Source organism: Pseudomonas sp. TWR3-1-1 (assembly GCF_049896545.1).
Taxonomy (GTDB): domain Bacteria; phylum Pseudomonadota; class Gammaproteobacteria; order Pseudomonadales; family Pseudomonadaceae; genus Aquipseudomonas; species Aquipseudomonas weihenstephanensis.
Genome location: NZ_JAFCUO010000004.1, coordinates 174,011 through 199,546 on the forward strand (window position 1 = coordinate 174,011; position 25,536 = coordinate 199,546).

Sequence of the window (25,536 nt, forward strand, 5' to 3'; positions counted from 1 at the left end):
TCAACCAGCATCTACCATGCCGTGGCGAACAGCCAACAAGGCCAGTTCAACATCACTTTTAACCGAAAGTTTTTCAAAGATCCGATAACGGTAGGTATTCACCGTTTTGGGGGACAGGCACAACTTATCGGATATGACCTGCACTTTTTGGCAGCCGACGATCATCAGGGCAATCTGGATTTCACGTTCGGACAAGGCGTCAAAGGGAGAGTCGCTGGCAGGCTGAAATGACTTGAGCGCCAACTGCTGAGCCACCTGCGGACTTATGTAGCGCTGGCCCGCGAACACCAGGCGTATGGCCTGGACCATCTCAGCCAGGCCAGCACCTTTGGTCATATAACCGGCAGCGCCTGCTTGCAGCAAGCGCGTAGGAAACGGGTCTTCTTCACAGACGGTCACCGCAACTACTTTGATATCGGGATGGCTACGCATCATTTTGCGTGTCGCCTCCAGCCCCCCAATGCCAGGCATTTTGACATCCATCAGGACGACATCCGGCTTCAGTTCGCGAGCCTTGATCAATGACTCTTCGCCGGACTCGGCCTGACCTACTACCTGCAAGCCATCGATATCAGCCAGCATTCGTGTGATGCCTGTACGCACAAGATCATGGTCATCGACCACTAGAACCCGAATCAAGTCGACACCTCGTAAATTGGTCTTCGTTGGTTGCCGACACCTTAGCAAAAAACAATTGAACCAACCTATTTACCTGCGACGTCACACCCCGCAAAAACAAGATGAGCCTGTAAGCCGCCCGTGTTCATGGGTTTAAGCGTCATTCGGCTCATGACGATTTTTACCTGAATGGATCACCGACAAGTCGGCCAGGGTAGTCGTCAAGCGGCGAATAGCATCCTGATCCTCCTTTTGCAGCACGCGATAACTGACCAGCACCTTCTCTTCTACCTGACTCAGGTTATCGACCAATGTCGGCGTTGGACTGCCGGTCAACACAAAAAGTACATCTACACCGCACTCAGCTACCCGCGATAAATAATCGGCCTTGGGTGCGCGATCGCCATTTTCATATTTGCCCTGTGCATTAGCTTCAACGCCACCGATTACGCCAAAAGCTTTCTGCGACATACCCAGCCGCTCTCTCTCTTGCCTCAACCGCGAACCAATTCCACTCATTTGGATGTAAGTTCCCATTTTAAACACCCGCGAGGATGGTATAATCAAAAAATATTAAACAACTTTGAACGGTTTTGAACTATGGCCGGAATTCGTACTGCCGCACAAGCCAAGGCATGGCTGGAGCATCAAGGAAAGTCGGTTCAAGAGTTTGCTCGAGAACACGGCGTTGACCCGGCAACCACGTATCAAGTGCTCGCCGGGCGCAAAAAAGGAAAGCGCGGAGAAGCCCACAAAGTGGCGGTACTGTTGGGCATGAAGGATGGAATCATTCCTGCTCCAGCAGAGGTTATGGCGAAAAGTGATTCACTCACTTGAGTATGCGCCTTAATGCAAATACCACCCGCTTTAGTATTGAGCCATGCGGGCAAAGCCGTCAGCTGCACACGATCCAGGGACTGTTCAAAGCTAAAACATTGATCTGACTATTCATGAATTCACCACTCATAGCCCCCGCTACAACGGCTCATAGCATTTTTTGATTGAATCGGTTGACTTGTCTCGAGTAAGCTTCGAGCCATTCATCGGAGAGCAGCCATGTTGCACCACGCCCACCCAGACATTTGCCAGATCGCCAGCGTTTCGCGCTCGGGTGGCGCTGTGTGTGCGAACAACACGCTCTGCGCTGCACGATTTTATTTTGGGTATTGGTTTAGCCACTGGCGCGCCTGATACCCAACCGGCGCCCATGTTTCAGGGGTCGCCTACCAGAGAATTCTCACCCCCGGTCGGCTCCCCGACCGGGGGTTTTGTTTTTTTAGGCCCTGACAATTTATTAATTTGAGGATTTAACCCATGAACAACGCCACTTATTACCGCTTCGACCTTTGCACTGCATGGCGATTTATCAGCCGTCGTTCGGGACAGTCTGCCGCCTCCGAACGGACCCACATTGGTGGCACGCATGCACTCACGACCTGTCCGGTCAATCGTCGAACACCCCACTAGGGCCGAGCGCGCGGGAATCCCGCCGCCTGCCCAGGAAGCTCACATCATGAACGCAACCGTCTGCGCACTACCCACCGCTACCCCAGAAAGCAAAAACGTCTTGACCCAACGCCTGCCCAGCGCAGCGCAACTCAAGCAGCAATTGCCGCTGAGCGCACTGTTGTGCAATCAGGTCAGCGAACAACGCCAAGCCATCCGCGCCATCCTCAACGGTGAAGACGCCCGACTGTTGATTGTGGTCGGCCCCTGCTCCATCCACGACCCTCAATCAGCCCTTGAATACGCCAGCCATCTGGCGGCTCTGGCCCGCGATATCAGCGAGGACGTGCTGTTGGTGATGCGTGCATACATCGAAAAACCGCGCACCACGGTGGGCTGGAAAGGTCTGGCCTACGACCCCCATCTGGACGGCAGCGATGATATGGCCCACGGCCTCACACTGTCGCGAGAATTGATGATCGAAATGTTGCGCATGGGGCTGCCTGTTGCCACCGAACTGTTGCAACCCATTGCTGCTGGATACTTCGACGACCTGCTGGGCTGGGTGGCGATTGGCGCACGCACAACCGAATCACAGATACACCGGGAAATGGCCAGTGGCCTTGACCTGCCCGTAGGCTTCAAAAACGGCACCGACGGCGGGGTTTCCATTGCCTGCGATGCCATGCGTTCCGCGGCACATAGCCATCGACACTTCGGCGTGGATGACCGAGGCCATCCGGCCATAGTCTTGACCCCAGGCAACCCTGATACCCACTTGGTATTACGCGGCGGCCACAGCGGCCCGAACTACGACTGCGCACATGTAGCCAAAGCACGTGCCGGGCTTGAGAAAAATGGCATACCCGTACGCCTGATGGTGGATTGCAGCCATGCCAACAGCGGCAAAGACCCGCTGCGCCAACCCGACGTCTTCAACGATGTGCTTGCGCAACGCCTCGCAGGGGATGACTCAGTGATCGGCATGATGCTCGAAAGCCATCTCTTCGAAGGTTGCCAACCCCTGAGTGACGACATGCGCTACGGCGTGTCTGTGACCGACGGCTGCCTTGGCTGGGAGGCGACCGAGCACTTATTGCGAAATGCCGCTACCCAACTGCGCCAACAACGGATAAATACCAACGTCATCGGTTAGCCTTGCCCCCCCCTGCGCAACCCGGCATTGCCATGCCTGCGGTTGCGCAAGAACAGGAGCGTACCTGTCAGGCAGGCCAATTCAAGCGGCCTGACAATTCAGCACAACCAGCCGGATATGTGCTCCCCCTTGGCAGGATTGGTGCAAATGAGGCTCTAATCCAGACTTATGAGCCGCTAAGGCTATCCAACTCCCCAGCACAACAACGCTCAGGTTGTCATCTAGGGTGTTGTCTATGGATCAACCATCTTGCGAGGATGCGCATAGACATGGATACGTCAGCCCATACGCAATACCCGATTGTTTTGGTACACGGCCTTTTTGGCTTCGACCACATCGGCCCGTTCAACTATTTCAAAGGCATCAAGCAGGCACTCAATAACGCTGGTGCCACTGTTTACGTAGCGCAAGTATCAGCCGCCAACAGCAATGAGTTACGCGGTGAGCAATTACTTGAGCAAGTACACGCCATTTGTCGTCATTACGGTTCACCCAAGGTCAACCTGATCGGCCACAGCCAGGGCGCCCTGACCTCTCGTTATGCAGGCGCTATCGCCCCGCAGGCGGTGGCGTCCGTCACCTCTGTCAGCGGCCCCAACCACGGCTCAGAACTGGCCGACCGTTTGCGTCAGGCGTTTACCCCGGGCAAACGTCCAGAGCTGGTCGTTGCGGCTTTGACCACAGCATTTGGCTCGTTCCTGTCCGCCATCAGCGGCCAACCTAACAATCCGCAGGATGCACTCAGTGCGTTAGATGCGCTGACGACAAAAGGCGTAGCGCAATTCAACCGCACATACCCGCAAGGTTTACCCGGCGTCTGGGGCGGTATGGGCCCGGAACAGACCGATGGCGTTTTCTATTATTCCTGGAGCGGGATTATTAAAGGGTCACTCCTGTCCGAGTCGATCAACCTCCTGGACCCCTTGCACAATGCCTGCCGGGTCTTCGCACGTTTCTTCACCCATGAAACCAAACAAAACGACGGAATGGTGGGGCGTTTCAGCTCGCACTTAGGCCATGTCATTCGTTCGGATTACGCGCTGGACCACATGGACACGATTAATCACTTGGCAGGCAGGCGCCCCCCAAAAGCCGTAGATCCCGTGCAGTTGTATGTCGAGCATGCCCAGCGTCTGAAGGCCAAAGGCCTGTGACGCACCAAGAGCGATTGATTTCAGGAACTTTTGCCGAGAAAAAACGGACTGAATCCGGTAGTCTCACCACTTTATTGAAAGGAGCACTCTCTCATGGCTAAAGCCACCGCCCGTCACATCCTTGTTGCCAGCGAAGCCAAGTGCAATGAACTGAAAACACAAATCGAAGGCGGCGCTGATTTCGCTGAAGTCGCCAAAGCCAACTCTACTTGCCCGTCAAGCCGTCAAGGTGGCGATCTGGGTTCTTTTGGTCCAGGCCAAATGGTTAAAGAATTCGACACTGTAGTGTTCAGCGCACCGATTAACGTGGTTCAAGGCCCGGTTAAAACCCAGTTCGGCTACCACCTGCTAGAAGTCACCAGCCGTCAGGACTAACTCTACGGTTTTGTGTGATAACGGCCCGCCCTTTGGTGGGCCGTTTCGTATCCGCAGCCTTAACCTCGTGCTACGTTTCCTCATTCACGAATGAATCGTGTCTCACTTGGGGGAATTGATCATGAGCCTTAAGGGTAAAACTGCATTGGTAACCGGCTCCACCAGTGGCATTGGTCTGGGTATTGCGCTGAGCCTGGCCAAAGCGGGGGCCGACGTGGTACTCAACGGGTTCGGCGATGCCAGTAAAGTCATCGCAGACGTTGAACAATTCGGTGGTCGGGTTGGCCATCATGCAGCCGACGTCAGCGACCCCGCCCAGATTGCCGACATGATCAGCTATGCCGAACGTGAATTCGGCGGCATTGATATTCTGGTCAACAACGCAGGCATCCAGCATGTGGCCAGCGTCGAACAATTCCCGGTTGAGCGCTGGGACGCGATCATCGCCATCAACCTGTCAGCGGTGTTTCATAGCACTCGCCTCGCCCTGCCCGGCATGCACAAGCGCAATTGGGGACGCATCGTCAATATTGCATCGGTTCACGGGCTGGTTGGCTCGGTGGGCAAATCGGCCTATGTAGCTGCCAAGCATGGCGTGATCGGTCTGACCAAAGTCGTAGGCCTGGAAACCGCCACCAGCAACATCACCTGCAACGCCATCTGCCCCGGCTGGGTGCTCACCCCACTGGTGCAAAATCAAATTGATCAACGCATCAGCCAGGGCATCGACCCCTATCAGGCCCAACATGACCTGCTGGCCGAGAAGCAGCCCTCTCTGGAGTTTGTGACGCCGCCTCAACTGGGAGAGTTGGTGTTATTTCTGTGCAGCGAAGCAGCCAGCCAGGTGCGCGGCGCCGCCTGGAATGTCGATGGGGGTTGGCTCGCGCAGTAACAGCGCATATTTACGCCCCCAACATGCAAATATGCACGCTTGCCCTGCACTTATTCCGGTTGTAATGGGCAAATTTGCACTGTTAGCATCGAGCATCGTTCGCCTGCGAACAGCCCCTAAAAACAATACAAAGCAGGGAGTTAGTGATGACTGCTCAGGTTTCCTCCACACCGGCACCGTATGTCGAGGTCGTTCAATCCGAAATTCTGGCTCACGTGCGCAACCATATTGGCCACCTGACCCTGAACCGCCCAAGCGGCCTCAATGCCATCAATCTGAACATGGTGCGCGAACTTCAGCGTCACCTCGACACGTGGGCCAAAGACGTCAACATCAAAGCGGTGGTTCTGCGCGGTGCGGGTGAAAAAGCCTTCTGCGCAGGCGGTGATATCCGCTCGCTATACGACAGCTACCGCAATAAAAACTCCCTGCATACCGCGTTCTTCGAAGAGGAATACGCACTCGATCTGACCCTGCACCACTACCCCAAACCCGTTCTGGCGCTGATGGACGGTTTGGTCTTGGGCGGCGGCATGGGGCTGGTTCAGGGCGCTGATCTGCGTGTCGTCACTGAGCGGAGCAAGCTGGCAATGCCGGAAGTCGGCATCGGGTATTTCCCGGATGTGGGCGGCAGCTATTTTTTGACCCGTACGCCTGGCCAATTGGGCACCTATCTGGGTGTCAGCGGTGTACAGATTCGCGCCAGTGACGCGCTGTATTGCGGGCTTGCAGACCGGTACATCGACAGCAGCGTCTTGCCCGATCTTGACCGCGCACTCGACTCTATGAAATGGCGCACCTCGCCTCTGGACGATCTCAAGGCCCAGCTTGAGCGGTTGAGCGTCGATACCCTGCCCGACCCGCCGCTAAAAAAACTGCGCACACTGATTGATGACACCTTCAATGCCCAGACCGTCCCTGACATCGTCGCCCGGCTGCGTGCGATCTCTGACCCGGCGCAGCAAGCCTGGGCCAATGAAACGGCTGACCTGCTGCACACCCGCTCGCCTCTGGCCATGGCCGTCACCCTCGAAATGCTGCGCCGTGGCCGTGCGCTACCGCTTGAACAATGTTTCGCGCTGGAGCTGCACCTGGATCGTCAATGGTTCGACCGTGGCGATTTGATTGAAGGGATACGCGCGCTGATTATCGACAAAGACAAAACACCGCACTGGAATCCACCGACGCTAGACGGCCTGGACGCGGATAAAGTCGCGAGTTTTTTCATTAACTTTAAACCTGCGGGAGTCTGAGCCATGCAGGACATCGAACTGAGCGAAGAACACGTAATGATTCGCGACATGGCCCGTGATTTTGCCCGTAGCGAAATCGCGCCCCATGCCCAGGCGTGGGAAAAAGCAGGCTGGATTGACGACGCCCTGGTCGCGAAAATGGGCGAGCTGGGTTTGCTCGGTATGGTGGTACCAGAAGAATGGGGTGGCACCTATGTTGATTACGTAGCCTACGCCCTGGCGGTCGAAGAGATTTCGGCCGGCGATGGCGCCACCGGCGCGCTGATGAGCATTCACAACTCGGTAGGGTGTGGCCCGATCCTCAAATACGGCAACGAAGCGCAAAAGCAAACCTGGCTGGCAGAACTTGCCAGCGGTCAAACCATTGGCTGTTTTTGCCTTACTGAACCGCAGGCCGGCTCCGAAGCCCACAACCTGCGTACCCGCGCAGAACTGCATGACGGCCACTGGGTGATCAACGGCGCCAAACAGTTTGTCAGCAACGGCAAGCGCGCCAAACTCGCCATCGTGTTTGCCGTCACTGATCCTGAGCTGGGTAAAAAGGGCCTTTCTGCGTTTTTGGTGCCAACTGCCACGCCGGGCTTCATCGTCGATCGCACAGAACACAAAATGGGCATCCGCGCCTCGGACACCTGCGCTGTCACACTGAGCAACTGCACCGTCCCGCAAGCCAATTTGCTGGGTGAGCGTGGCAAGGGCCTGGCGATTGCCCTGTCCAATCTTGAAGGCGGTCGCATCGGTATTGCAGCGCAAGCGCTGGGGATCGCCCGTGCAGCATTTGAAGCCGCATTGGCCTATGCCCGTGATCGCGTGCAGTTTGATAAAGCGATCATCGAACACCAAAGCGTTGCCAATATGCTGGCCGACATGCAAACCCGCCTCAATGCTGCGCGCCTGCTGATCCTGCACGCTGCGCGCCTGCGCAGCGCTGGCAAGCCATGCCTGTCAGAGGCGTCGCAAGCCAAACTGTTTGCTTCGGAGATCGCCGAGTACGTGTGCTCCAAAGCCATTCAGATCCACGGCGGTTATGGCTACCTGGAGGATTACCCGGTCGAGCGTTACTACCGCGATGCGCGCATTACCCAGATCTACGAAGGCTCTAGCGAGATTCAGCGGATGGTGATTGCGCGAGAGCTGAAAAACTACCTGATCTGAACCTGCCCCCTCCAGGAGCGTACAACCGCGGTTCTGGAGGGGTTAAGGCCTTTTCCATCCAGACCCCGCGGTTTCAGGCACAACCCGTCACTGATGCTTGAACTGCGCTTCACGCTTGCCCACGAAAGCCGCCATGCCTTCTTTCTGGTCGTGGGTGGCAAACAGGGAGTGGAACACCCGACGCTCAAAGCGCACGCCTTCTGCCAGGGTCACTTCAAAGGCGCGGTTGACGCACTCTTTGGTCAACATCAAAACCGGCAAGGATTTCTTGGCGATCAAAGCCGCCACCTTCAATGCCTCTTCAACCAATTCGTCAACCGGCACCACGCGCGACACCAGCCCCGAGCGCTCAGCTTCAGCCGCGTCGATCAAGCGTCCGCTCAAGCACATCTCCATGGCTTTCGCCTTGCCCACAGCGCGGGTCAAACGCTGCGTGCCGCCCATACCCGGCAACACGCCGAGGTTGATTTCAGGCTGGCCAAATTTGGCGTTGTCACCGGCCAATATGAAGTCGCACATCATGGCCAGCTCACAACCACCGCCCAAAGCAAAACCGGCCACTGCCGCAATAATCGGTTTGCGGCGGGTCGATACGCGCTCACTGTCTGAAAACAGATCGTCCAGGTAAATTTGCGGGTAGGTCAGATCAGCCATTTCCTTGATATCGGCCCCGGCCGCAAAGGCTTTTTTAGACCCTGTAAGCACGATGCAACCGATCTCGTTATTCGCCTCCAACTGGTCCAGCGCTTGATTGACTTCGCTCACCAGCTGCGCATTCAAGGCATTGAGCGCCTGTGGCCGGTTCAGGGTAATCAGGCCAACATGCCCGTGAATGTCCAACAGCAGGGTTTCGTAACTCATGGATAAGGTCCTCAATTCAAAGATTGCGCGAAATGACCATGCGCTGAATATCGCTGGTGCCTTCATAAATCTGACACACCCGCACATCGCGGTAGATGCGCTCCAGCGGGAAGTCGCTCAAATAGCCATAACCCCCCAAGGTTTGCAACGCCTTGGAACACACCCGCTCAGCCATTTCCGACGCAAACAGCTTCGCCTGCGAAGCCTCGACCAAGGCCGATTGCCCGCTGTCTCGTAACGCGGCGGCGTATTGCACCATCTGGCGGGCCACCGCAATTTCAGTCGACATGTCTGCCAAACGAAAGGCCACGGCTTGATGCTGGACCAAAGGCTGACCAAACGTGACACGCTCACGAGCGTAATCACGCGCCGCCTCAAAGGCCGCGCGCGCCATCCCCACCGCTTGTGAGGCGATGCCGATGCGACCGCCTTCGAGGTTGCCCAGCGCGATTTTGTAGCCCTGCCCTTCTTCACCCAAAAGATTGGCCAGCGGGATTTTCATCTCCGTAAACAGGATCTGGCAGGTGTCGGAGGCGTGCTGCCCCAGCTTGTCTTCGACGCGGGCCACGCTGTAACCCGGCGTATCGGTGGGCACGATAAAGGCACTGATGCCGCGCTTGCCTACGGCCGGGTCCGTGACCGCAAACACAATCACCACGCCTGCGTTTTGCCCCGAGGTAATAAATTGCTTACAGCCATTGAGCACGTAGCCATCACCTTCACGCCGAGCACGGGTTTTCAGGTCACTGGCGTCAGAACCGGCCTGAGGCTCGGTCAGTGCAAACGCCCCGAGCATGGCGCCGCTGGCCAAAGGCATCAGAAAGTCGCTTTTTTGCTGCTCGGTGCCGTACTTCAGGATTGGCACACAACCCACCGAGTTGTGCACGCTCATGATGGTGGAGCATGCACCGTCGCCTGCGGCGATTTCCTCCAGGGCCATGGCGTAAGCCTGATAACCGGTGTCACAACCACCCCATTGTTCAGGGACCAACATGCCGAAGAACCCCAGCTCGGCCATTTGCGTGATGGCTTCGCGAGGAAAACGATGCTGCTTGTCCCACTCAGCTGCAAAGGGCTTCAAACGCTCTTGGGCGAACTGGCGGGCCGCTTCACGAATGTGTAATTGTTCGGGTGTGGGGAGCATAAAAATTCCTTAGTACAGGCATTCCACAGCAATCGCCGTGGCTTCGCCGCCGCCGATGCAAATCGCGGCCACGCCGTGTTTGAGTTTTTGTTGGCGCAGCGCCGAGAGTAGCGTGACCAGAATCCGCGCACCCGAGGCCCCGATCGGGTGACCCAGCGCACAGGCGCCACCATGAATATTGACCTTGCTGTGTGGCAGATCCAGTTCGCTCATGGTCACCAGACTCACCACCGCAAAGGCCTCGTTGATTTCGAACAGGTCGACTTCATTCAGGCTCCAGCCGGTCTTGCTCATCAGACGCTTGATCGCGCCCACCGGTGCGGTCGGGAACAAACCCGGCTCATCGGCAAACGCCGCATGCCCGTGAATCACGGCCAGTGGCGTGAGGCCACGTTGTTGCGCGTGTGAGCGGCGCATCAGCACCAATGCAGCCGCCCCGTCAGAAATGGAGCTGGAGTTGGCCGCCGTGACAGTGCCACCGTCGCGGAAGGCAGGCTTTAACGTCGGGATTTTCGCCAAATTGGCTTTTGGCGGTTGTTCGTCATGGCTGATCAGACGCTGTTCTTTACCCACTGTGACCTGCACCGGCACGATTTCAGCGCTGAAGCTGCCGTCACTGATCGCCTGCTGAGCACGGGTCAATGACGCCACGGCAAACGCATCTTGCGCTTCACGACTGAAGCCATGGGCTTGCGCGCAGTCTTCAGCGAACGTGCCCATCAAACGACCCCGTTCGTAGGCGTCTTCCAGGCCATCGAGGAACATGTGATCCAGTACCCGGCCATGCCCCATGCGATAACCACTGCGCGCACGGTCCAGCAAATAAGGTGCATTGGACATGCTTTCCATACCGCCGGCCACCACCACATCGACGCCGCCAGCCAGCAAACGATCGTGCGCCAGAATGGTTGCTTCCATGCCCGAGCCACACATCTTGTTCAGCGTGGTACAACGGGTGCCTTTGTCCAGCCCGGCACCCAGCGCGGCCTGACGGGCAGGCGCCTGCCCCAGGCCTGCCGACAGCACACAACCAAACAACACCTCTTCGACGCTATCGCTGGCAATACCCGCCCGCTCCACGGCTGCACGAATCGCGGCCGCACCCAGTTGCGGGGCCGTGAGGCCCTTGAAGTCGCCTTGAAAGCCACCCATGGGCGTGCGGGCAACGCTGACAATCACGACCGGATCATTCACTAACGTCATTTCGTTCTCCTTATTTCGCAGCCATGCGCAGCGCGCCATCAAGACGGATCACTTCGCCGTTGAGCATGCTGTTTTCAATGATGTGCCGAACCAGCGACGCGTACTCGTCAGGCTTGCCCAAACGCGCAGGAAAAGGCACGCCAGCGGCCAGAGACTCGCGCACTTGCGGCGTCATGCCCGCCATCATCGGCGTTTCAAAAATACCGGGGGCGATGGTCATCACACGAATGCCGAACCGCGCCAACTCACGGGCCGCCGGTAATGTGAGGCTGGCAATCGCTCCCTTGGACGCGGCATATGCGGCCTGACCGATCTGACCGTCAAAGGCGGCCACCGACGCCGTATTGATGATCACACCGCGCTCACCTTCAGCATCTGCAGTGGTTTGAGCGATGGCCTCAGCCGCCAGACGCAGCATGTTGAAACTGCCAATCAAATTGACATTAATGACTTGGCTGAAGCTCTCCAGCGCGTGCGGGCCATTTTTGCCGAGGATCTTTTCGCCGCGCACAATGCCCGCGCAATTGACCAAGCCATTGAGGCCACCAAACGTTGCGACGGCGGCCTCGACCGCCGCCTGCGCTGCATCAGCCTGGCTGATATCAGCCACCACGCTGCGGGCCTGATCGCCCAGTTTGAGTGCTTGTGCTGCCACTGCATCGGCGTTCAAGTCCACCAACATCACTTTGGCACCAGCCTTGACCAACATGTGGGCCGTGGCTGCGCCGAGTCCCGACGCTGCGCCTGTGACGATAAAAACGTTGTCTGCGATCTGCATGATGATTCCTGAGGTTAAGCGCTGACGTTGGCGTTGGCGGCCAGGTCGGCTTTGGCGATTTCCTGATTGCGCAAAATAAAGCGCTGCAACTTGCCGCTGGGGGTTTTCGGCAACTCGCTGACAAATTCGATTTCACGGGGGTAGGCATGCGCAGCAAGGCGTTGTCGCACATGCAGACGCAGGGTCTCAGCCAACTGCGCATCGCCCAGAAAGTGCGGACTAAGCACCACAAAGGCTTTCACCAGTTCAGTGCGCTCGGGATCGGGCTTGCCGACTACGGCGGCTTCAACCACGGCCGGGTGTTCGATCAGGGCACTTTCCACGTCGAATGGCCCCACGCGATAACCCGAGGTGGTAATCACATCGTCACTGCGCCCGACGAAACTGATACTGCCATCCGGGTTCAGCTCGACCGTGTCACCGCTCAAGTAATAGTCGCCGACAAAGGCTTTGGTGGTGAACCCGTGATAGCCGCCAAACCAGCACATGGGTGACTGGCTGCGATCGACCGCCAAAATTCCCGGCTGACCCACGGGCAGTTCCTGATGGTTGTCGTCCAGCACCACAATTCGGTGCCCCGGTGAGGCAAAGCCCGCCGCGCCCATGTGCACCGGGTGATCCAGGCCATGGTGATTACACAACACCATGCCGACTTCGGTTTGACCGTAATGGTCATGAATGGTGACGTCCAGGTGCTCGGCAAACCAGCGGATCACCTCCGGGTTCAGCGGCTCGCCTGCACTGCTCACCGCCCGCAGTTGGCCCTTGATCGGCTCGGCGAACGTTTTGCCCGCAGCAATCAGCATGCGATAGGCGGTGGGTGAACCCGTGAGGTTGGTGATGCCGTATTTCTTGATCACGCGACAGGTGCTTTCGACCGTGAACGGCCCGTCATACAGCGTGATCGGATGCCCCAGCGACAATGGCCCGGTGATGCCAAAGTAAATGCCATACGCCCAACCCGGATCGGCCAGGTTCCAGAACGCATCTTCAGGACGAAGGTCTACGGCGTCGCGGGTGTAACTCTGAAACGCCACAATGGCTTTGAGCGGTACCAACAAGGGTTTGGCCGGGCCGGTTGTTCCGGAGGTGAACATCAGCAGAAAGGGGTCTTCGCCGCTCAACATCACCGGCTCACACTGTGCAGAATGGTTCTCCAGCTCGGCCCAAAAACTGAAATCGCCGCGCACCAGCCCCTGCCCCTTGGCGCCAGACACCGTCACAATCGTCGGGCATTGGTTGACGTCATTGAGCTTGGCGCGATTGGCTGCATCGGTGACCACCAGCGCCGCGCCAGAGCTGTTAAGCCGATGCTCGATGGCCTTGGGTCCAAATGCGGTGAACAGTGGTTGATAGATCGCGCCAATACGCCACGCCGCAAGCACGACCACCAGCAACTCAACGTTACGCGGCAGTAAACCGGCGACTTTGTCGCCTCGTTTAACCCCTTGGGCCAGCAGGAAATTGGCAAAGCGGGCCGCGTGATCCTGAAGCTGGGTGAAGGTGTAAGCCGCGCTGCTGGCGTCACGTCCCTCCCAGAACAGCGCAATACGTCCCGGTAGCGCGTGCCGGTCACAGCATTCGACACAGGCATTGAGCGCCGTCAAATCGCCATCCAGGGCGTGGCTCACCGTATGTTGATAGTCAAAGTCACTCATCGCGGTCAGATAGTCGCGCATCAGCACAATCCCTCGGTCTTTTTATAGGAGTGGGAACCGTCGAAAATCCTGCTGATAATCGCCCTGCCAAGGCTCTGCAACAATGGTCAAACCGCTCAAGCTGATTGACTGGTTTGGCCAATAGGCTGACGCAATCCTGATGGGCGCCGCCCGGGCACCAGGCTGCGCTGCGGGGTGAAGTGGCCGTGAAGCCGACCACTGCAATATGTCTGAGACGTGGGGGGATTAACTGGTTTTTTGATGGCGCAAGTACTCAAGCACGGCGGCCTGGTCACCGGCAAATGCGATCCGCCCGGCCTTTTTCTCACGCTGAAAGGCATACATCGGATCGTAATATTCACGCAGCAAGCCTTCGATCCACACCCGGTGTAAATCTACCGAGCCGCAACGCGCCTGCTCTTGCAGCGCGCTGTTCATCACATCGTGCAAGCGCTGATAACGCTCGCCACCGAGGCGTTTTTGAATGTTTGCCAGGCTTTCCAGCAACCGCTGAGAAAACAATGTGAAACCGTGATCGCCATTTTTGGCGGTAAATTCAGCACACAACTCAATCACGTAATCGCGCAGGATGCGCTCAACCCGACTGTGAACGCTGTCTTCCAGCCACACCATGGGCGCGGTCTGCATGGTTTGGTACAGCGCCAGCGGCAAGGCGCAACTGCCCACCGTTCGGCTTTCGTCTTCGAGCACGAAGCGTTCGAGCCCTTTGTCGCGCTTTTTCAGCACATCAATGGCCAAGCGGTTTTCGAAATCAATGTTGGACGGTTGTCCGGTTGCGCGCTTGCCAAAACTGGAGCCACGATGATTGGCATGCCCTTCAAGGTCCAACGCATTGTCCAGTTGCACCAGCACATCGGTTTTACCCGTGCCAGTCATGCCGCCCAACACCAGCAGATCGCACTGTGCAACGGCATCGTCGAGGGTTTGAATCAAGAAGGTACGCAGCGCTTTATAGCCGCCGGTGATGCGCGGGTAATTGATCCCGGCCTCGTCCTTGAGCCACTGTTGGACGATTTGCGAACGCATGCCACCGCGAAAACAATACAGGCACCCTTCAGGGTTGGCCCGCGCAAAATCTGCCCACGCCTGCAATCGCTCGGCCTTGGTCGCACCCGAAACCAGTTGATGCCCCAGTACCACCGCCGCTTGCTGGCCTTGTTGCTTGTAACACGTACCCACGCGTTCGCGTTCATGGTCAGTCATGAGCGGCAAATTGACCACGCCGGGGAATGCACCCTTGTGAAATTCAATCGGCGCGCGGGTGTCCATCATCGGCCGGTCGTTGATGAACAGATCGCGCAAGTCGGTTATGTCATGAGCCATCATGAAACCTCAACCGCGTACGTCTGTCGCTCAACCAACTGGCCGATAGGCTGAAGGTTCAAACCATTGTCACGCGCCATTTGCAGGAAGGCTTCGTTGCCGTCCGCGCTGACAGCTACCAACAGGCCGCCACTGGTTTGCGGGTCGCACAGCACGCGCTTGTGCAGCTCTTGCACCGGCGAAATCTTGCTCGCGTAGCTATCAAAGTTGCGCAACGTGCCACCCGGCACACAACCTTGTTCCAGGTAGTACTCCACCGAGTCCAGGCGCGGCACCTTGGCGTATTCAATTTTCGCGCTCAGGCCACTGCCATCGGCCATCTCCACCAAGTGCCCAAGCAGGCCAAAACCGGTGACATCCGTCATCGCGGTGACGCCCTCCAGTTTGGCAAACTGACTGCCGATTTTGTTCAGCGTGCACATCCAGTCACGCGCTACGCCAACATCCTCGGGGCGTAATTTGCCTTTCTTTTCGGCGGTGGTGAGGATGCCGATGCCCAAGGGTTTGGTCAGGTACAACAAGCATCCGGCGGTTGCCGTGTCATTGCGCTTCATTTGGCGCTTATTGACGACGCCCGTCACTGCCAGGCCAAAAATCGGTTCGGGGGTGTCAATCGAGTGCCCACCGGCCAGCGGGATGCCCGCCTCATCACACACGGCACGACCGCCGCGAATCACTTCGCGGGCCACTTCGGGCGCCAGCACATTCACCGGCCAGCCCAAAATGGCAATGGCCATCAGCGGATCGCCCCCCATCGCGTAGATGTCGCTGATGGCGTTGGTGGCCGCAATTCGGCCGAAATCATAGGGATCATCGACGATAGGCATAAAGAAATCGGTGGTCGAGACCACGCCACGTTCGTCATCCAGGGCATACACCGCCGCATCGTCACGCGACGCATTACCGACCCACAAATTTGGATCAAGGTGTTGCGCGCCGCTGCCGGCGAGGATGACTTCAAGCACCTGAGGCGAAATTTTACATCCACAACCCGCTCCGTGGCTGTACTGCGTCAGGCGAATCGGCTCGCTCATAGGGCACCTTTAATAGATATCAAAGCGCCAGATACTAGCAGAGCGGGCCTGCCCGCAGGCATTAGACCTTGCCGCGGGCCATACAAAGCACGATCACACCCGCAGCAAGAACGGTTCCCGAGGGATGACCGGCATGCTCAAAACAGACTCATAAGTCACATATGTAGTGCTCTAAAATAATCACTACATATGTATTGACGACGGCTTTTTGCCCTTGCATGATGCAGACGTCTTCCCCACCGGAAGCGTTGAAAAAAGTAGTTGTAAGCACGCTCGACGAACCGTCGGGCTGTTCCGGGACAGGTACTGCCCACAAGGCAGAATTGATGAAGCTGACCTGGCTTGATCGTCCGCGTTTTAGGCGACAGAGGCTAGCGAAACGACCTCAATAGGCTTGTGGCTGATGCAGTAAGCCTCTCAGGCATAGGGGTTCTCGCTAAGCTTCATCGTTAAAAACGCTTATGTAGCAGACATCACCAACTACTACATAGGACGCACTCAAGGCTGGATCTGCTTTAGATGGACACTGCGTAGCGCTGCAAACGCAGTTGCGCGAATCAATTAGACAGATCAACGAGTGGTCAAGGAGTTAGCTATGAACCTGAATAATCAACCGACTGTTAACGAACTGGCTGAACTGTTCGCCATTCGTAAAGACACACACAACGACCATATTGTGTGGATCAGCGAAGCAGGCGATGTACGTGTTGACCCTGTTGCGGCATGTGCAGAAGAAACAGAGTTCGAAAAACAGCACCCTCAAATGCGTGCACGACTGAAAATGTACCGCCGCGGCCAGGGCTACGTCGGTAAAAAAGCCGCGGCGGATAAAGACTACATGGCGAAAGTGCTGCAAACCCTGACCCTGACCTGGGAAAGCGCTCAAACCGGGGCTGAACTGATCAAAGTTGACCGTTACAGCTGATAACCCTGCGCTGTAACAAAAAAACCCGGAGCATCTCCGGGTTTTTTACCGCTTGTTTGCCTGGCGCTCACCTACGCATGCGCCGCAACAGCGGAAACAGACGCTTAACGCGGCATGTAATCGCGCTGCCAGCGCCGTGGAATTTTCAGCGAGACTACGCCGAGCAACGCGGCAAAACCTGCACTGAACAGCAAGGCTTTGACCCCGAAATGCGCTTCGAGCACTGCGCCGAGCACCGCCCCCAGCAACATGCCGCTCCAGGGCACCAACTGCACGCGCCACCCGCTACGCCGCTCACCCAACAGCCAACGCCCCAAGCCACGGCCGAAACGCGACAACGCGCCCGTCACGTAGGTCAGCCCGACCGGCAGCCCGTTGACTTGCTCCACCGCCGCATTAAGCATGCCCATCGCCACTATCGCAGCCAGTAAGGCAGGTACTTGCGACTCAAAGGGCAATAACGCGGCACCACAGAGCAATCCGGCGATGCCCAGCATCAAAGGCAAGGCACGGCGGCCGCCCCAGCGTCCCAGTAAAATACCCAACGTATTGCCCGCGATGAAGGCCAGTACCGCCAAGGCCAGTCGCACGATCAAGCTGAGATCGCCCTGACTGATGGCCACCGCCAACCGCGTGGTGTTACCACTCATGAATGAGACAAAATCGCCAGTGGCCAAAAATCCGATGGCATCGGTCATCCCAGCCAACACCGACAGGCTCCCGACCAGTCCCAGCCCTACCCGCCCGCGCCACGCTCGCACGCGCACATGCAGTGGATTGATCGGACGTCTACGCGCAACAGGCAGCATCGGGCGAACCTCATGAAAGTGAATGCGCTCAATGATGGCCAATTGAATTCAGTCTGACCAGTGCACAGATCAAACCAGCAGACGCATTCGGTTACGTGTGCGACTAAAGGGCAAACGAACCAATCTCAAAACAGGCGTCTAATAAACACTTTGTTCAGGGATGACGGGCACTTCGGTGTTTGTACGGCAAGGAGCGCACTCGCCCGGATTCACACAGAAGACCCCCATGATCCCGCTCACCTGGAAGAAACCTCGCCTCGCACTCGCCGCGATCCCGCTGTTACTGATCGCAGGCGCCGTCAGCCTGTCCTCCCATGTTGAAGACGCTTTTGCGCAACCTGCCAATGGCGTGCAAACCCTGGTATTCATGCGCCACGCCGAAAAACCGGCCGACGGACTTGGTCAACTCACCTGTCAGGGCCTGAACCGCGCCATCGATCTGGCCACGCTACTGCCGCAAAAATATGGCAAAGCGGATTATGTGTTTGCAGCCAACCCTTCACGCGAGGTTGAAGAAGGCACCGACGATGATGCCTACAGCTACGTGCGCCCGATGATGACCATCAACCCCAGCGCGATCAAATTGGGCTTGCCGATCAACCTGGCCTTTTCAGCCAATGACACCCGTCAACTGGCCGCTGAACTGACCGATGACAAGTACCACAACGCAACCATCTACACGGCCTGGTCCCATGGCTACCTGCCCGAATTGATCAACACGGTTGCCGCCAAGGCAACGGGTAAAACAATGTCTCTGACTGAAGATTGGGCAGACAACGACTTTGACTCTTTATATGTACTGACCCTGACCTGGCATAACGGCAACGCCACGTTGGTGAGCCGTGTTGACCATCAAGGCCTGAATAACGGTGCCAAAGCCTGCCCGACCTGATTACGCCAGAGCCGCGCGGGTCGGCGCATGGCAGCGCACGGCCCAACTGACGCCTCCCAGCAGCAGCGTCACCGCCAGCGCCTCAAGTAACGTAGGCCAGCGTTGCAGGTAGACAAAGCCATACAACAGCGCAAACACCGTTTCAAACACAATCAGTTGCCCGCTTAACGTCAATGGAAGACGTCGGGTAGAGGCGTTCCACATCCTGTTGCCAAACCAGGAGCCCAGCACCGCACTCGCCAGGTTGATCAGCCAGAACATCTGCCAGCGCTGATCGCTGACCTCGATGCGTGCGGCGTCCAGCGACAGCGCGCTCGCCATGCCCCAGATCACGGCACCCAGCGCGCCGGTCACAACGCCCCACAAGCTCGACCATTCACCACTACTGAACGCACTGCACTTCAAAAAACGCGCATTCTCGGTGGCGAACCAGGTCCAGCAGACCAACGCGCCGATACCGCACGCAATCCCCAACACTTTGTTCGCCAAAGGCTGCTGCACACCGGTGCCAAACAATGCCTCAAGGTTGATGCACAACATGCCGGCCACCACCAGCAATAAAGGCCGGATCAACCGCGCAAGCGGCACTGCCCCGCTATCGCTGCGCCCCATCCAGGTAATGCTCAAGGGCAACACCCCGACAATCAACGAGGCCACTGCGATACCCACGCCCTGAATCGAAGCCGACAGCAGCATGTAATAAATCAGATTCCCTAACAGGGCTAGCTTGACCAGCGTCAGCACATCCCGTCCGCTCAGTTGCGTGATCAAGCGCCTGGCATCAGGCAGGATGAGCAGGAGCGAGACTGCGCCATACACGATAAAGCGCCCGCAACTGAGCAAAAGCGGACTGAACTCAGGAAGTAATTCAGGCACCAGAAACACCAGCCCCCACACAGCACCTGCCATGCCTGCATAGACTATCCCGCGCTTCATGTCGCTCTCTCATACCGATCAATATGCGGGAAGATTAAGCAGGCATGGGGTCATGCACAAAGGATCATTCGGCATGCTGGCATTCCGCTGGGGAATGCGTTACAACGACGCCATCCACGGCCTATAGAAACACTGACGGTCGCTTAACCAGCGAACGCAGCCGGGGGCAGCTGCTACGCCACTCAGGAGCTAGCTTGAGCCGATACCTCAATCACTTACCGCCGCTGGACACGCTCATCACCTTTGAAGCCGTCGGGCGCAATGGCAGCTTTACTCGCGCCGCCAGCGAGCTGTGCCTGACCCAAAGCGCGGTGAGCAAACAAATGCGTGCCCTTGAGGATCATCTCAAGTTGGCGCTGTTCGAACGCCAGCCCCGTGGGGTCAGTTTGACCCGCGCCGGGGCCAGCCTGTTCGGCGAGGTCAGCACCTTACTTGAACGCCTGCAACACAGCGTCAATCGCATCAAAGTGCAACATGCACCCAATGCAGTGACCGTGCTGTGCACCCACGCGGTGGCACAGTTTTGGTTGTTTCCACGGCTGTTGGCATTTAACACGGCGCACCCTGGCATCACCGTCAATATCCACGCCAACAATGGCATGGACGAATCCAGCACAGCGGATTACGATTTCTCGATTCTGTACGGCAATGGCAATTGGTCATCATTGAATGCCCAACCGTTGTTTGCCGAGTGCGTGTACCCGGTGGTCAGTCCCGCCGTCCACTTGCCCCAGATCATCACACCGTCAGACTTGCAGGCCCTGCCCCTGATTGAGTTGGATTCATCAGGCTGGAACTGCATGGATTGGCGCGACTGGTTTCGCCACTTCGGGCTTGAACACACACCCGCGCCCCAGCGGCCGACCTTCAACCAGATCACCTTGGCGTATCAAGCCATCGTGCAAGGGATGGGAATTGGCCTGGGGTGGGATTTCATGGTGCGCGACAAAATTGATTCAGGCGCACTGCGGCGCGCGGGTGCGTACGAATATATCAGCGGCAATGCCGACTATTTGGTGCACTCTCGGCATAAAACGTTGTCAGAGGCAGCAGTTATTTTCCAGCGCTGGCTGTTGCACGAAGCCCGGCGCGCTTAACCCTTTACTTTCGGATGTTCAAGGAGCTTGCATGAAGATCAACGTTATCGGCTTACCCATGGTCATAGTGGCAATGCTGACTCTGGCCGGTTGTGCCTCACCGAGCGTGGTCACGCTGCAAAACGGTACGCAATACCTGACTAAAGACATGCCGAAAACCAAAACCAAGGATGGCTTTTACGAATTCGTCGACATCGCCGGCAAGCACATCAAGGTCAAGGCCGATGACGTGGCCACCATCAAGACCGACGATTGATCAGCACGCACCTGCAAGCCCCGGTGCAAATGCGGGCTTGCAGAGGCGTGATCATCAATTCAAGGCGTCGAGCATCCGGTAGTAGGTGATTCCTGCTGCCACGTACAAGCGCTGCAAGCTGTGAAACGGAATGGTGCGGATCGGCGTGACCGGGAACGGGAAGTCGCTTTCAGCCCCCACTACACGCGCGGCGAGGTGCTTGCCGAGCATGGTCGACATGGCGATCCCGCGCCCGTTGTAACCCAGCAAAATCGACAACCCCGGTTGTGGCTCATGCAACTGTGGCAACACGCTCTGGTTCAGAGCAATACGCCCGCTCCAGCGGTACTCGATAGGCACCCCGGCCAATTGCGGGAACAGCATGACCAACGAGCGCTCCAAATGCCCCCAGTCACCGGTGCGAGTCGGCTCGGCAAACGGTCCACGACCGCCGAGCAATAAACGACCTTGCGCGTCCATCTTGAAATACAACAACAAACGCCGCGCATCCGAGCACACCTCTCCACCGGGCAAGATGGTTTTGCGCAGCTCAAGCGGCAGCGGACGGGTGGCGATGATAAAACTGTTGGCCGCCAGCACGGTCTGACGCAGACCCGGCCATAAACCATCGGTATAACCGTTGGTGGCCAGCACCACACGCTCGGCGTTCACGGTACTGCCTTGAGCGGTGGTCAACTGCCATTGCGCACCGATTCGGCGCAAATCAGTCACCCGGCTCTGGCTGTGAATCGTGACGCCGCGACCCAATGCAGACTTGGCCAACCCCCGTACATAGTTCAACGGGTGCAAGCTGCCCGCGCGCGGGTCGACCCAACCGCCCAAATAATTTTGCGTGCCCAGCCGCTGACTGACCTCGGCGTGATCCAGTATTTGGGCGGCAACGCCACGCTGCTGCCACTGTTTAGCCCGGTGTTCCAGGGCTTTCATCGACACCGCAGACACAGCGGGTTGAATCCAGCCTTTGCGACTGGCTTCACAGGCAATGCTGTATTCGCGGATCAATGAAAACACTTCATCAGCAGCCCCCCCGCAGGTCTCGATAATTCGTTCACCGCGCTCTTCACCGAAGCGTTGAATCAGTTGCTCGGGGTCGTATTTGAGCCCGGGAATCACTTGGCCGCCGTTGCGCCCCGATGCTCCCCAACCCGGCTCACCGGCATCAAGCACACAGACGCTCACGCCCGCTTCGGCCAACCGCAGTGCCGTGACCAGACCGGTGTAACCGGCGCCGACAATCGCGACATCGACGTGCTTGTTTTCACACAAAGGTGGCGTTGATGCGCCAGGGCGGGCTGTGGCGGACCACAGCGAAGGTGGCAATTGCCCGCTAGCCGAGGACTTCATGGTTGCACCTCACCCGTCTGATTGAGCAAGCGCCGCAGGAAATCCTGAGTGCGCGGATGTTGCGGGGCACTGAGAACGGTTTGCGCAGGCCCTGACTCCACGATCTGTCCGCTGTGCAAAAAGCACACTTTATCGGCGACGTCACGGGCAAAGCCCATTTCATGGGTCACGACAATCATGGTCATGCCTTCATCGGCCAGACGCCGCATGACAGCCAGCACCTCACCCACCAATTCCGGATCGAGGGCCGAGGTCGGCTCATCGAATAAAATCGCTTGCGGGTTCATTGCCAGCGCCCGGGCAATCGCCACACGCTGTTGCTGCCCGCCGGACAGTGCATCCGGGTAAGCATTCATCCGATGCGCAAGACCGACTTTCTCCATCAGCGCTTGCGCCTGCTCACGCGCCTCTTGCGGTGTTTTTTTCAAGACGTAAATCGGCCCCTCCATCACGTTTTCCAGCGCCGTACGGTGCGGAAACAGATTGAAGCGCTGGAAGACCATCGCCACGCGCGTGCGCAACAAATGAATGCTTTTATCGTGACGGTCGACCCGTTGACCGCTGACCAGAATGTCTCCCTGACTGTAACTCTCAAGGCCATTGATACAGCGCAGCAATGTCGACTTACCCGATCCCGAAGGACCGATCAAACACACCACTTCACCTTGATCAACGCACAGGTCAACGCCTTCAAGCACCGGCACACCGCTAAAACTCTTGTGCACACCCCTGAGTTCGATCATGAGGCTCTCCGCGTTGCAAAGCGCGCTTCTATACGGCGCAAGCCATAAGACAACGGCAGGCTCATCGACAGGTAAAGCAGCGCCACCAAGGTGTACACGGTCATGTTTTCAAAGGTCGAAGAGGCGATCAGTTGGCCCTGGCGGGTCATTTCCGCCACGGTGATGGTCGACACCAATGAGGAGTCTTTGAGCATCATCACCAAGGTGTTGCCATAAGGCGGCAAGGCAATGCGAAAGGCCTGGGGCAACACCACGCGGCGCATGATCATCAGCCCACGCATGCCAATCGACTCGGCCGCTTCGATCTGGCCGTGATCAATGGCTTGAATGCCGGCCCGGAAATTTTCTGCCTGGTACGCCGAGTAGGCGATACCCAAACCAATGACACCGGCCTGCATGGCACTGAGCTGGATGCCGAAGTCAGGTAAAACGAAGTAGATGTAAAACAACTGCACGATGATGGGCAGGCCACGGATCACGTTGACCACGCCAATGGCGAACAACGCAACGGCCCGTATTTTGGAAACCATCATCAGCGCGAATACAAGACCGATCAGTGAACTCAGCACGAACGATCCCGCAGTGACTTGCACAGTGACCACCGCCCCTTTCAACAAAATGGGGAGGAAGTCCAACGCGTCCTGGAGAAACATAAGCTACCCGCAAAACAACACATGAAACGGCCCGCAATCAGTGGCGGGCCGAGGAACCATCAGTTGAGCTTCCACTGCTTGATGATGCGTTCAAGCGAGCCATCGGCCTTGATTGCGGCAATACCTTTGTTCACCTGAGCGAGGGTCTCGGGATCGTCTTTACGCAACACGATACAGACATCACCCACGACGACCGGCACATAGGTGCTCGACAGCTTCAAGCCCTTGGTCGCGCGAGGGTTGGTTGCCATTTGGTAGGCAACGATAGGGTGATCACCGAAAGCGGCCTTGATACGACCCAGTCTCAGGTCACTCATCATGTCGGCAACCGAGTCATAACTGCGCACTTCCTTGAAGCCGCCATGCTTGTTCAGCGCTTCAATAAACACCGAACCCACCTGCGCGCCGACCACTTCACCGGCCAGGTCATCCATGCTTTTGTAGACGGTGTTGTCGTCTTCACGCAGGATCAGACCTTCACCGTAGCTGTAGATTGGGTCAGAGAACTGCACCACTTTCTCACGCACAGGCGTTTTGAGCATGGCAGCGGAAATCAGGTCGATCTTGTTGGACGTCAGCGAAGGGATCAGCGCGGCAAATACGCTTTGTTGTATATCGGTCTCGAACCCGCCCGCTTTACCGATGGCCTGGATGGCATCGATCATCATGCCTTCAGTGACACCCGTCTTGACGTTGAGAAAGGTGAAGGGGATGCCAGTTGCCGTGGCCCCCACTTTATACACCGGCTCTGCAACAACACTGGCTGATCCCATCAGGCCCGCGGTGATTGCGCACACGAGCGTGAGCACTTGAAATTTTTTATGCATAGCGAATCTCCCTGTGGTCGCTTTTACTATCCTGATAACGCATTCAAAACAGCTGATTCACCCTCTGGTGTAAAAAGCCGCCATCGACTATAAACAATTTACATAAATCGTAAAGAGATTTGTAGGTATCGCATATCGATACTTATAGCTTTAATCAACGCCAAGGAAGCGCCATGAGCGATCACAACAACCCCCTTTTCAATCAGTCTTTGGAGAAGGGCCTCGCAGTCTTGAGAGGCTTTGGCGCAGCTCGACGCACCATGAACCTGGCGGACATTGCACAGGTCGCCGGTATCAGTAAAAGCTCGGCACAACGCATGGTGCACACCCTGGAAGAACTTGGCTATGTGCGCAAACACCCGCAGAGCAGGCGTTTCCAGTTAACGCCCAAAGTTATGGAGATCGGCTACAACTATTTAGCCGCCGACATACTGGTCGATGTTGCAAATCCCTACCTGGCTGAACTCAATCAGCTCACTGGCGAGACGGTCAACCTGACTGAACCCGACGGAGTGTCCATGGTGTTTGTGGCGCGCTTTGCGGCCCCCAAGTTCATCCCCATTCACATGCCGATTGGCAGCCGGATACCGATGTATCTAAGCGGCGGTGGCCGTGCCTATTTAAGTGGGCTGGCCGATGAAGACGTTCATGCCATTCTCAACGCCAGTGAGATCACCGCCTTCACTCACTACACCCTCACGGACCCGGCGGCCATTTTTGAGCGCATTCTCACCGCACGCATTAAAGGCTATGCCACCAACAAGGAAGAAATGTTCCTGGGCGACATGACCCTGGCAGCGCCGATTTATGGCAGCAATGGCACGCCTGTGGCGGCGGTGCACGTGGTCGCCCCCAGCAGTCGCTGGAGCATGGAAGAGGCCGAAGACAAAATGAGCTCGGCGATCATCCAGTGCGCGCGGGCCATCAGCACTTCGATCCGAACCTTGTAAGCGCGCAGGCCGACCGCGCACCGCACGCGCGAC

The 25,536-nt window shown here is 57.2% G+C and carries 27 protein-coding genes; 12 read left to right on the forward strand and 15 right to left on the reverse strand.

The window, feature by feature from the left end:
• Entirely contained in the window at positions 1 to 639 is a 639-nt protein-coding gene (gene gacA / locus ACP7A4_RS11555) for a response regulator transcription factor GacA (RefSeq protein WP_047273603.1), read from the reverse strand.
• Positions 640 to 771: 132 nt separating this feature from the next.
• Positions 772 to 1,137 (reverse strand): helix-turn-helix domain-containing protein, encoded by a 366-nt coding sequence (locus ACP7A4_RS11560; protein WP_203303590.1) that lies wholly within the window; start codon positions 1,135 to 1,137, stop codon positions 772 to 774.
• 81 nt (positions 1,138 to 1,218) lie between these two features.
• Between ACP7A4_RS11560 and ACP7A4_RS11565 the strand changes: the two genes are divergently transcribed.
• The 7 genes from ACP7A4_RS11565 to ACP7A4_RS11595 all read left to right on the forward strand — a co-directional run bounded on the left by ACP7A4_RS11565 (position 1,219) and on the right by ACP7A4_RS11595 (position 8,049).
• Complete coding sequence (locus tag ACP7A4_RS11565; protein ID WP_426246932.1) at positions 1,219 to 1,455, forward strand: DNA-binding protein; 237 nt, start codon at positions 1,219 to 1,221, stop codon at positions 1,453 to 1,455.
• A gap of 676 nt (positions 1,456 to 2,131) precedes the next feature.
• On the forward strand, positions 2,132 to 3,220 hold the full coding sequence (locus ACP7A4_RS11570; RefSeq protein WP_426246934.1) for a 3-deoxy-7-phosphoheptulonate synthase: 1,089 nt from the start codon (positions 2,132 to 2,134) through the stop codon (positions 3,218 to 3,220).
• Positions 3,221 to 3,489: 269 nt separating this feature from the next.
• Positions 3,490 to 4,374, forward strand: a complete 885-nt coding sequence (locus ACP7A4_RS11575; protein WP_426246936.1) for a lipase family alpha/beta hydrolase — start codon at positions 3,490 to 3,492, stop codon at positions 4,372 to 4,374.
• A gap of 93 nt (positions 4,375 to 4,467) precedes the next feature.
• The gene (locus ACP7A4_RS11580; RefSeq protein ID WP_048365485.1) at positions 4,468 to 4,749 is read left to right on the forward strand and encodes a peptidylprolyl isomerase; all 282 of its coding nucleotides are present in this window, start codon (positions 4,468 to 4,470) and stop codon (positions 4,747 to 4,749) included.
• Between the two features lie 121 nt (positions 4,750 to 4,870).
• Positions 4,871 to 5,641 carry a 3-hydroxybutyrate dehydrogenase gene (locus tag ACP7A4_RS11585; RefSeq protein ID WP_082706750.1) on the forward strand — a complete coding sequence of 257 codons (771 nt, stop codon included), beginning with the start codon at positions 4,871 to 4,873 and terminating at the stop codon, positions 5,639 to 5,641.
• Between the two features lie 146 nt (positions 5,642 to 5,787).
• On the forward strand, positions 5,788 to 6,894 hold the full coding sequence (locus ACP7A4_RS11590) for an enoyl-CoA hydratase/isomerase family protein (RefSeq protein WP_426246939.1): 1,107 nt from the start codon (positions 5,788 to 5,790) through the stop codon (positions 6,892 to 6,894).
• A gap of 3 nt (positions 6,895 to 6,897) precedes the next feature.
• Positions 6,898 to 8,049 carry an acyl-CoA dehydrogenase family protein gene (locus ACP7A4_RS11595; RefSeq protein ID WP_203303575.1) on the forward strand — a complete coding sequence of 384 codons (1,152 nt, stop codon included), beginning with the start codon at positions 6,898 to 6,900 and terminating at the stop codon, positions 8,047 to 8,049.
• An 87-nt stretch (positions 8,050 to 8,136) separates the two neighbouring features.
• Here the strand turns inward: ACP7A4_RS11595 and ACP7A4_RS11600 are convergent, their stop codons facing one another.
• From ACP7A4_RS11600 to selD, 7 genes are all read right to left on the reverse strand, one after another.
• The gene (locus tag ACP7A4_RS11600; RefSeq protein WP_048365482.1) at positions 8,137 to 8,910 is read right to left on the reverse strand and encodes an enoyl-CoA hydratase; all 774 of its coding nucleotides are present in this window, start codon (positions 8,908 to 8,910) and stop codon (positions 8,137 to 8,139) included.
• A 16-nt stretch (positions 8,911 to 8,926) separates the two neighbouring features.
• Positions 8,927 to 10,054, reverse strand: coding sequence for an acyl-CoA dehydrogenase (locus tag ACP7A4_RS11605; RefSeq protein WP_426246941.1), 1,128 nt, complete (start codon positions 10,052 to 10,054; stop codon positions 8,927 to 8,929).
• A gap of 9 nt (positions 10,055 to 10,063) precedes the next feature.
• Positions 10,064 to 11,257 carry an acetyl-CoA C-acyltransferase gene (locus tag ACP7A4_RS11610; protein WP_203303573.1) on the reverse strand — a complete coding sequence of 398 codons (1,194 nt, stop codon included), beginning with the start codon at positions 11,255 to 11,257 and terminating at the stop codon, positions 10,064 to 10,066.
• Positions 11,258 to 11,267: 10 nt separating this feature from the next.
• Positions 11,268 to 12,035, reverse strand: coding sequence for an SDR family NAD(P)-dependent oxidoreductase (locus tag ACP7A4_RS11615; protein ID WP_203303572.1), 768 nt, complete (start codon positions 12,033 to 12,035; stop codon positions 11,268 to 11,270).
• A 14-nt stretch (positions 12,036 to 12,049) separates the two neighbouring features.
• Complete coding sequence (locus tag ACP7A4_RS11620; RefSeq protein WP_059762189.1) at positions 12,050 to 13,714, reverse strand: AMP-binding protein; 1,665 nt, start codon at positions 13,712 to 13,714, stop codon at positions 12,050 to 12,052.
• A 225-nt stretch (positions 13,715 to 13,939) separates the two neighbouring features.
• Positions 13,940 to 15,037: a tRNA 2-selenouridine(34) synthase MnmH gene (gene mnmH / locus ACP7A4_RS11625; protein WP_426246944.1), complete on the reverse strand. Its 1,098-nt coding sequence runs from the start codon at positions 15,035 to 15,037 to the stop codon at positions 13,940 to 13,942.
• The gene (selD, locus tag ACP7A4_RS11630; protein WP_059762188.1) at positions 15,037 to 16,071 is read right to left on the reverse strand and encodes a selenide, water dikinase SelD; all 1,035 of its coding nucleotides are present in this window, start codon (positions 16,069 to 16,071) and stop codon (positions 15,037 to 15,039) included. The genes mnmH and selD overlap by 1 nt, the downstream gene beginning before the upstream one ends.
• A gap of 595 nt (positions 16,072 to 16,666) precedes the next feature.
• On the opposite strand from selD, the gene ACP7A4_RS11635 reads away from it, so the two are divergent.
• Complete coding sequence (locus tag ACP7A4_RS11635; protein WP_426246946.1) at positions 16,667 to 16,996, forward strand: hypothetical protein; 330 nt, start codon at positions 16,667 to 16,669, stop codon at positions 16,994 to 16,996.
• A gap of 104 nt (positions 16,997 to 17,100) precedes the next feature.
• Here the strand turns inward: ACP7A4_RS11635 and ACP7A4_RS11640 are convergent, their stop codons facing one another.
• Positions 17,101 to 17,805: a YoaK family protein gene (locus tag ACP7A4_RS11640; protein ID WP_059762186.1), complete on the reverse strand. Its 705-nt coding sequence runs from the start codon at positions 17,803 to 17,805 to the stop codon at positions 17,101 to 17,103.
• A 226-nt stretch (positions 17,806 to 18,031) separates the two neighbouring features.
• On the opposite strand from ACP7A4_RS11640, the gene ACP7A4_RS11645 reads away from it, so the two are divergent.
• Positions 18,032 to 18,697, forward strand: a complete 666-nt coding sequence (locus ACP7A4_RS11645; protein WP_203303570.1) for a histidine phosphatase family protein — start codon at positions 18,032 to 18,034, stop codon at positions 18,695 to 18,697.
• Here ACP7A4_RS11645 and ACP7A4_RS11650 read toward each other — a convergent pair whose 3' ends face one another.
• Complete coding sequence (locus ACP7A4_RS11650; RefSeq protein WP_203303569.1) at positions 18,698 to 19,633, reverse strand: DMT family transporter; 936 nt, start codon at positions 19,631 to 19,633, stop codon at positions 18,698 to 18,700.
• 194 nt (positions 19,634 to 19,827) lie between these two features.
• Here ACP7A4_RS11650 and ACP7A4_RS11655 point away from each other — a divergent pair, with 194 nt between their 5' ends.
• Both ACP7A4_RS11655 and ACP7A4_RS11660 read left to right on the forward strand, forming a co-directional pair.
• Positions 19,828 to 20,730: a LysR substrate-binding domain-containing protein gene (locus ACP7A4_RS11655; protein ID WP_426246949.1), complete on the forward strand. Its 903-nt coding sequence runs from the start codon at positions 19,828 to 19,830 to the stop codon at positions 20,728 to 20,730.
• 31 nt (positions 20,731 to 20,761) lie between these two features.
• Entirely contained in the window at positions 20,762 to 20,986 is a 225-nt protein-coding gene (locus tag ACP7A4_RS11660; RefSeq protein ID WP_048365471.1) for a YgdI/YgdR family lipoprotein, read from the forward strand.
• A gap of 54 nt (positions 20,987 to 21,040) precedes the next feature.
• On the opposite strand, the gene ACP7A4_RS11665 is transcribed toward ACP7A4_RS11660, so the two are convergent.
• The 4 genes from ACP7A4_RS11665 to ACP7A4_RS11680 are packed head-to-tail and all read right to left on the reverse strand — an operon-like array spanning position 21,041 to position 24,553.
• Positions 21,041 to 22,330, reverse strand: coding sequence for an NAD(P)/FAD-dependent oxidoreductase (locus ACP7A4_RS11665; RefSeq protein WP_203303568.1), 1,290 nt, complete (start codon positions 22,328 to 22,330; stop codon positions 21,041 to 21,043).
• Positions 22,327 to 23,073, reverse strand: a complete 747-nt coding sequence (locus ACP7A4_RS11670) for an amino acid ABC transporter ATP-binding protein (protein ID WP_059762181.1) — start codon at positions 23,071 to 23,073, stop codon at positions 22,327 to 22,329. The genes ACP7A4_RS11665 and ACP7A4_RS11670 overlap by 4 nt, the downstream gene beginning before the upstream one ends.
• Positions 23,070 to 23,726, reverse strand: a complete 657-nt coding sequence (locus ACP7A4_RS11675) for an amino acid ABC transporter permease (protein WP_048365468.1) — start codon at positions 23,724 to 23,726, stop codon at positions 23,070 to 23,072. Before ACP7A4_RS11675 ends, ACP7A4_RS11670 begins: the two co-directional genes overlap by 4 nt.
• A gap of 59 nt (positions 23,727 to 23,785) precedes the next feature.
• Positions 23,786 to 24,553, reverse strand: coding sequence for an ABC transporter substrate-binding protein (locus ACP7A4_RS11680; protein ID WP_048365467.1), 768 nt, complete (start codon positions 24,551 to 24,553; stop codon positions 23,786 to 23,788).
• Between the two features lie 173 nt (positions 24,554 to 24,726).
• Between ACP7A4_RS11680 and ACP7A4_RS11685 the strand changes: the two genes are divergently transcribed.
• Positions 24,727 to 25,503 (forward strand): IclR family transcriptional regulator, encoded by a 777-nt coding sequence (locus ACP7A4_RS11685; RefSeq protein WP_059762180.1) that lies wholly within the window; start codon positions 24,727 to 24,729, stop codon positions 25,501 to 25,503.
• The last annotated feature ends 33 nt before the right edge of the window (positions 25,504 to 25,536 follow it).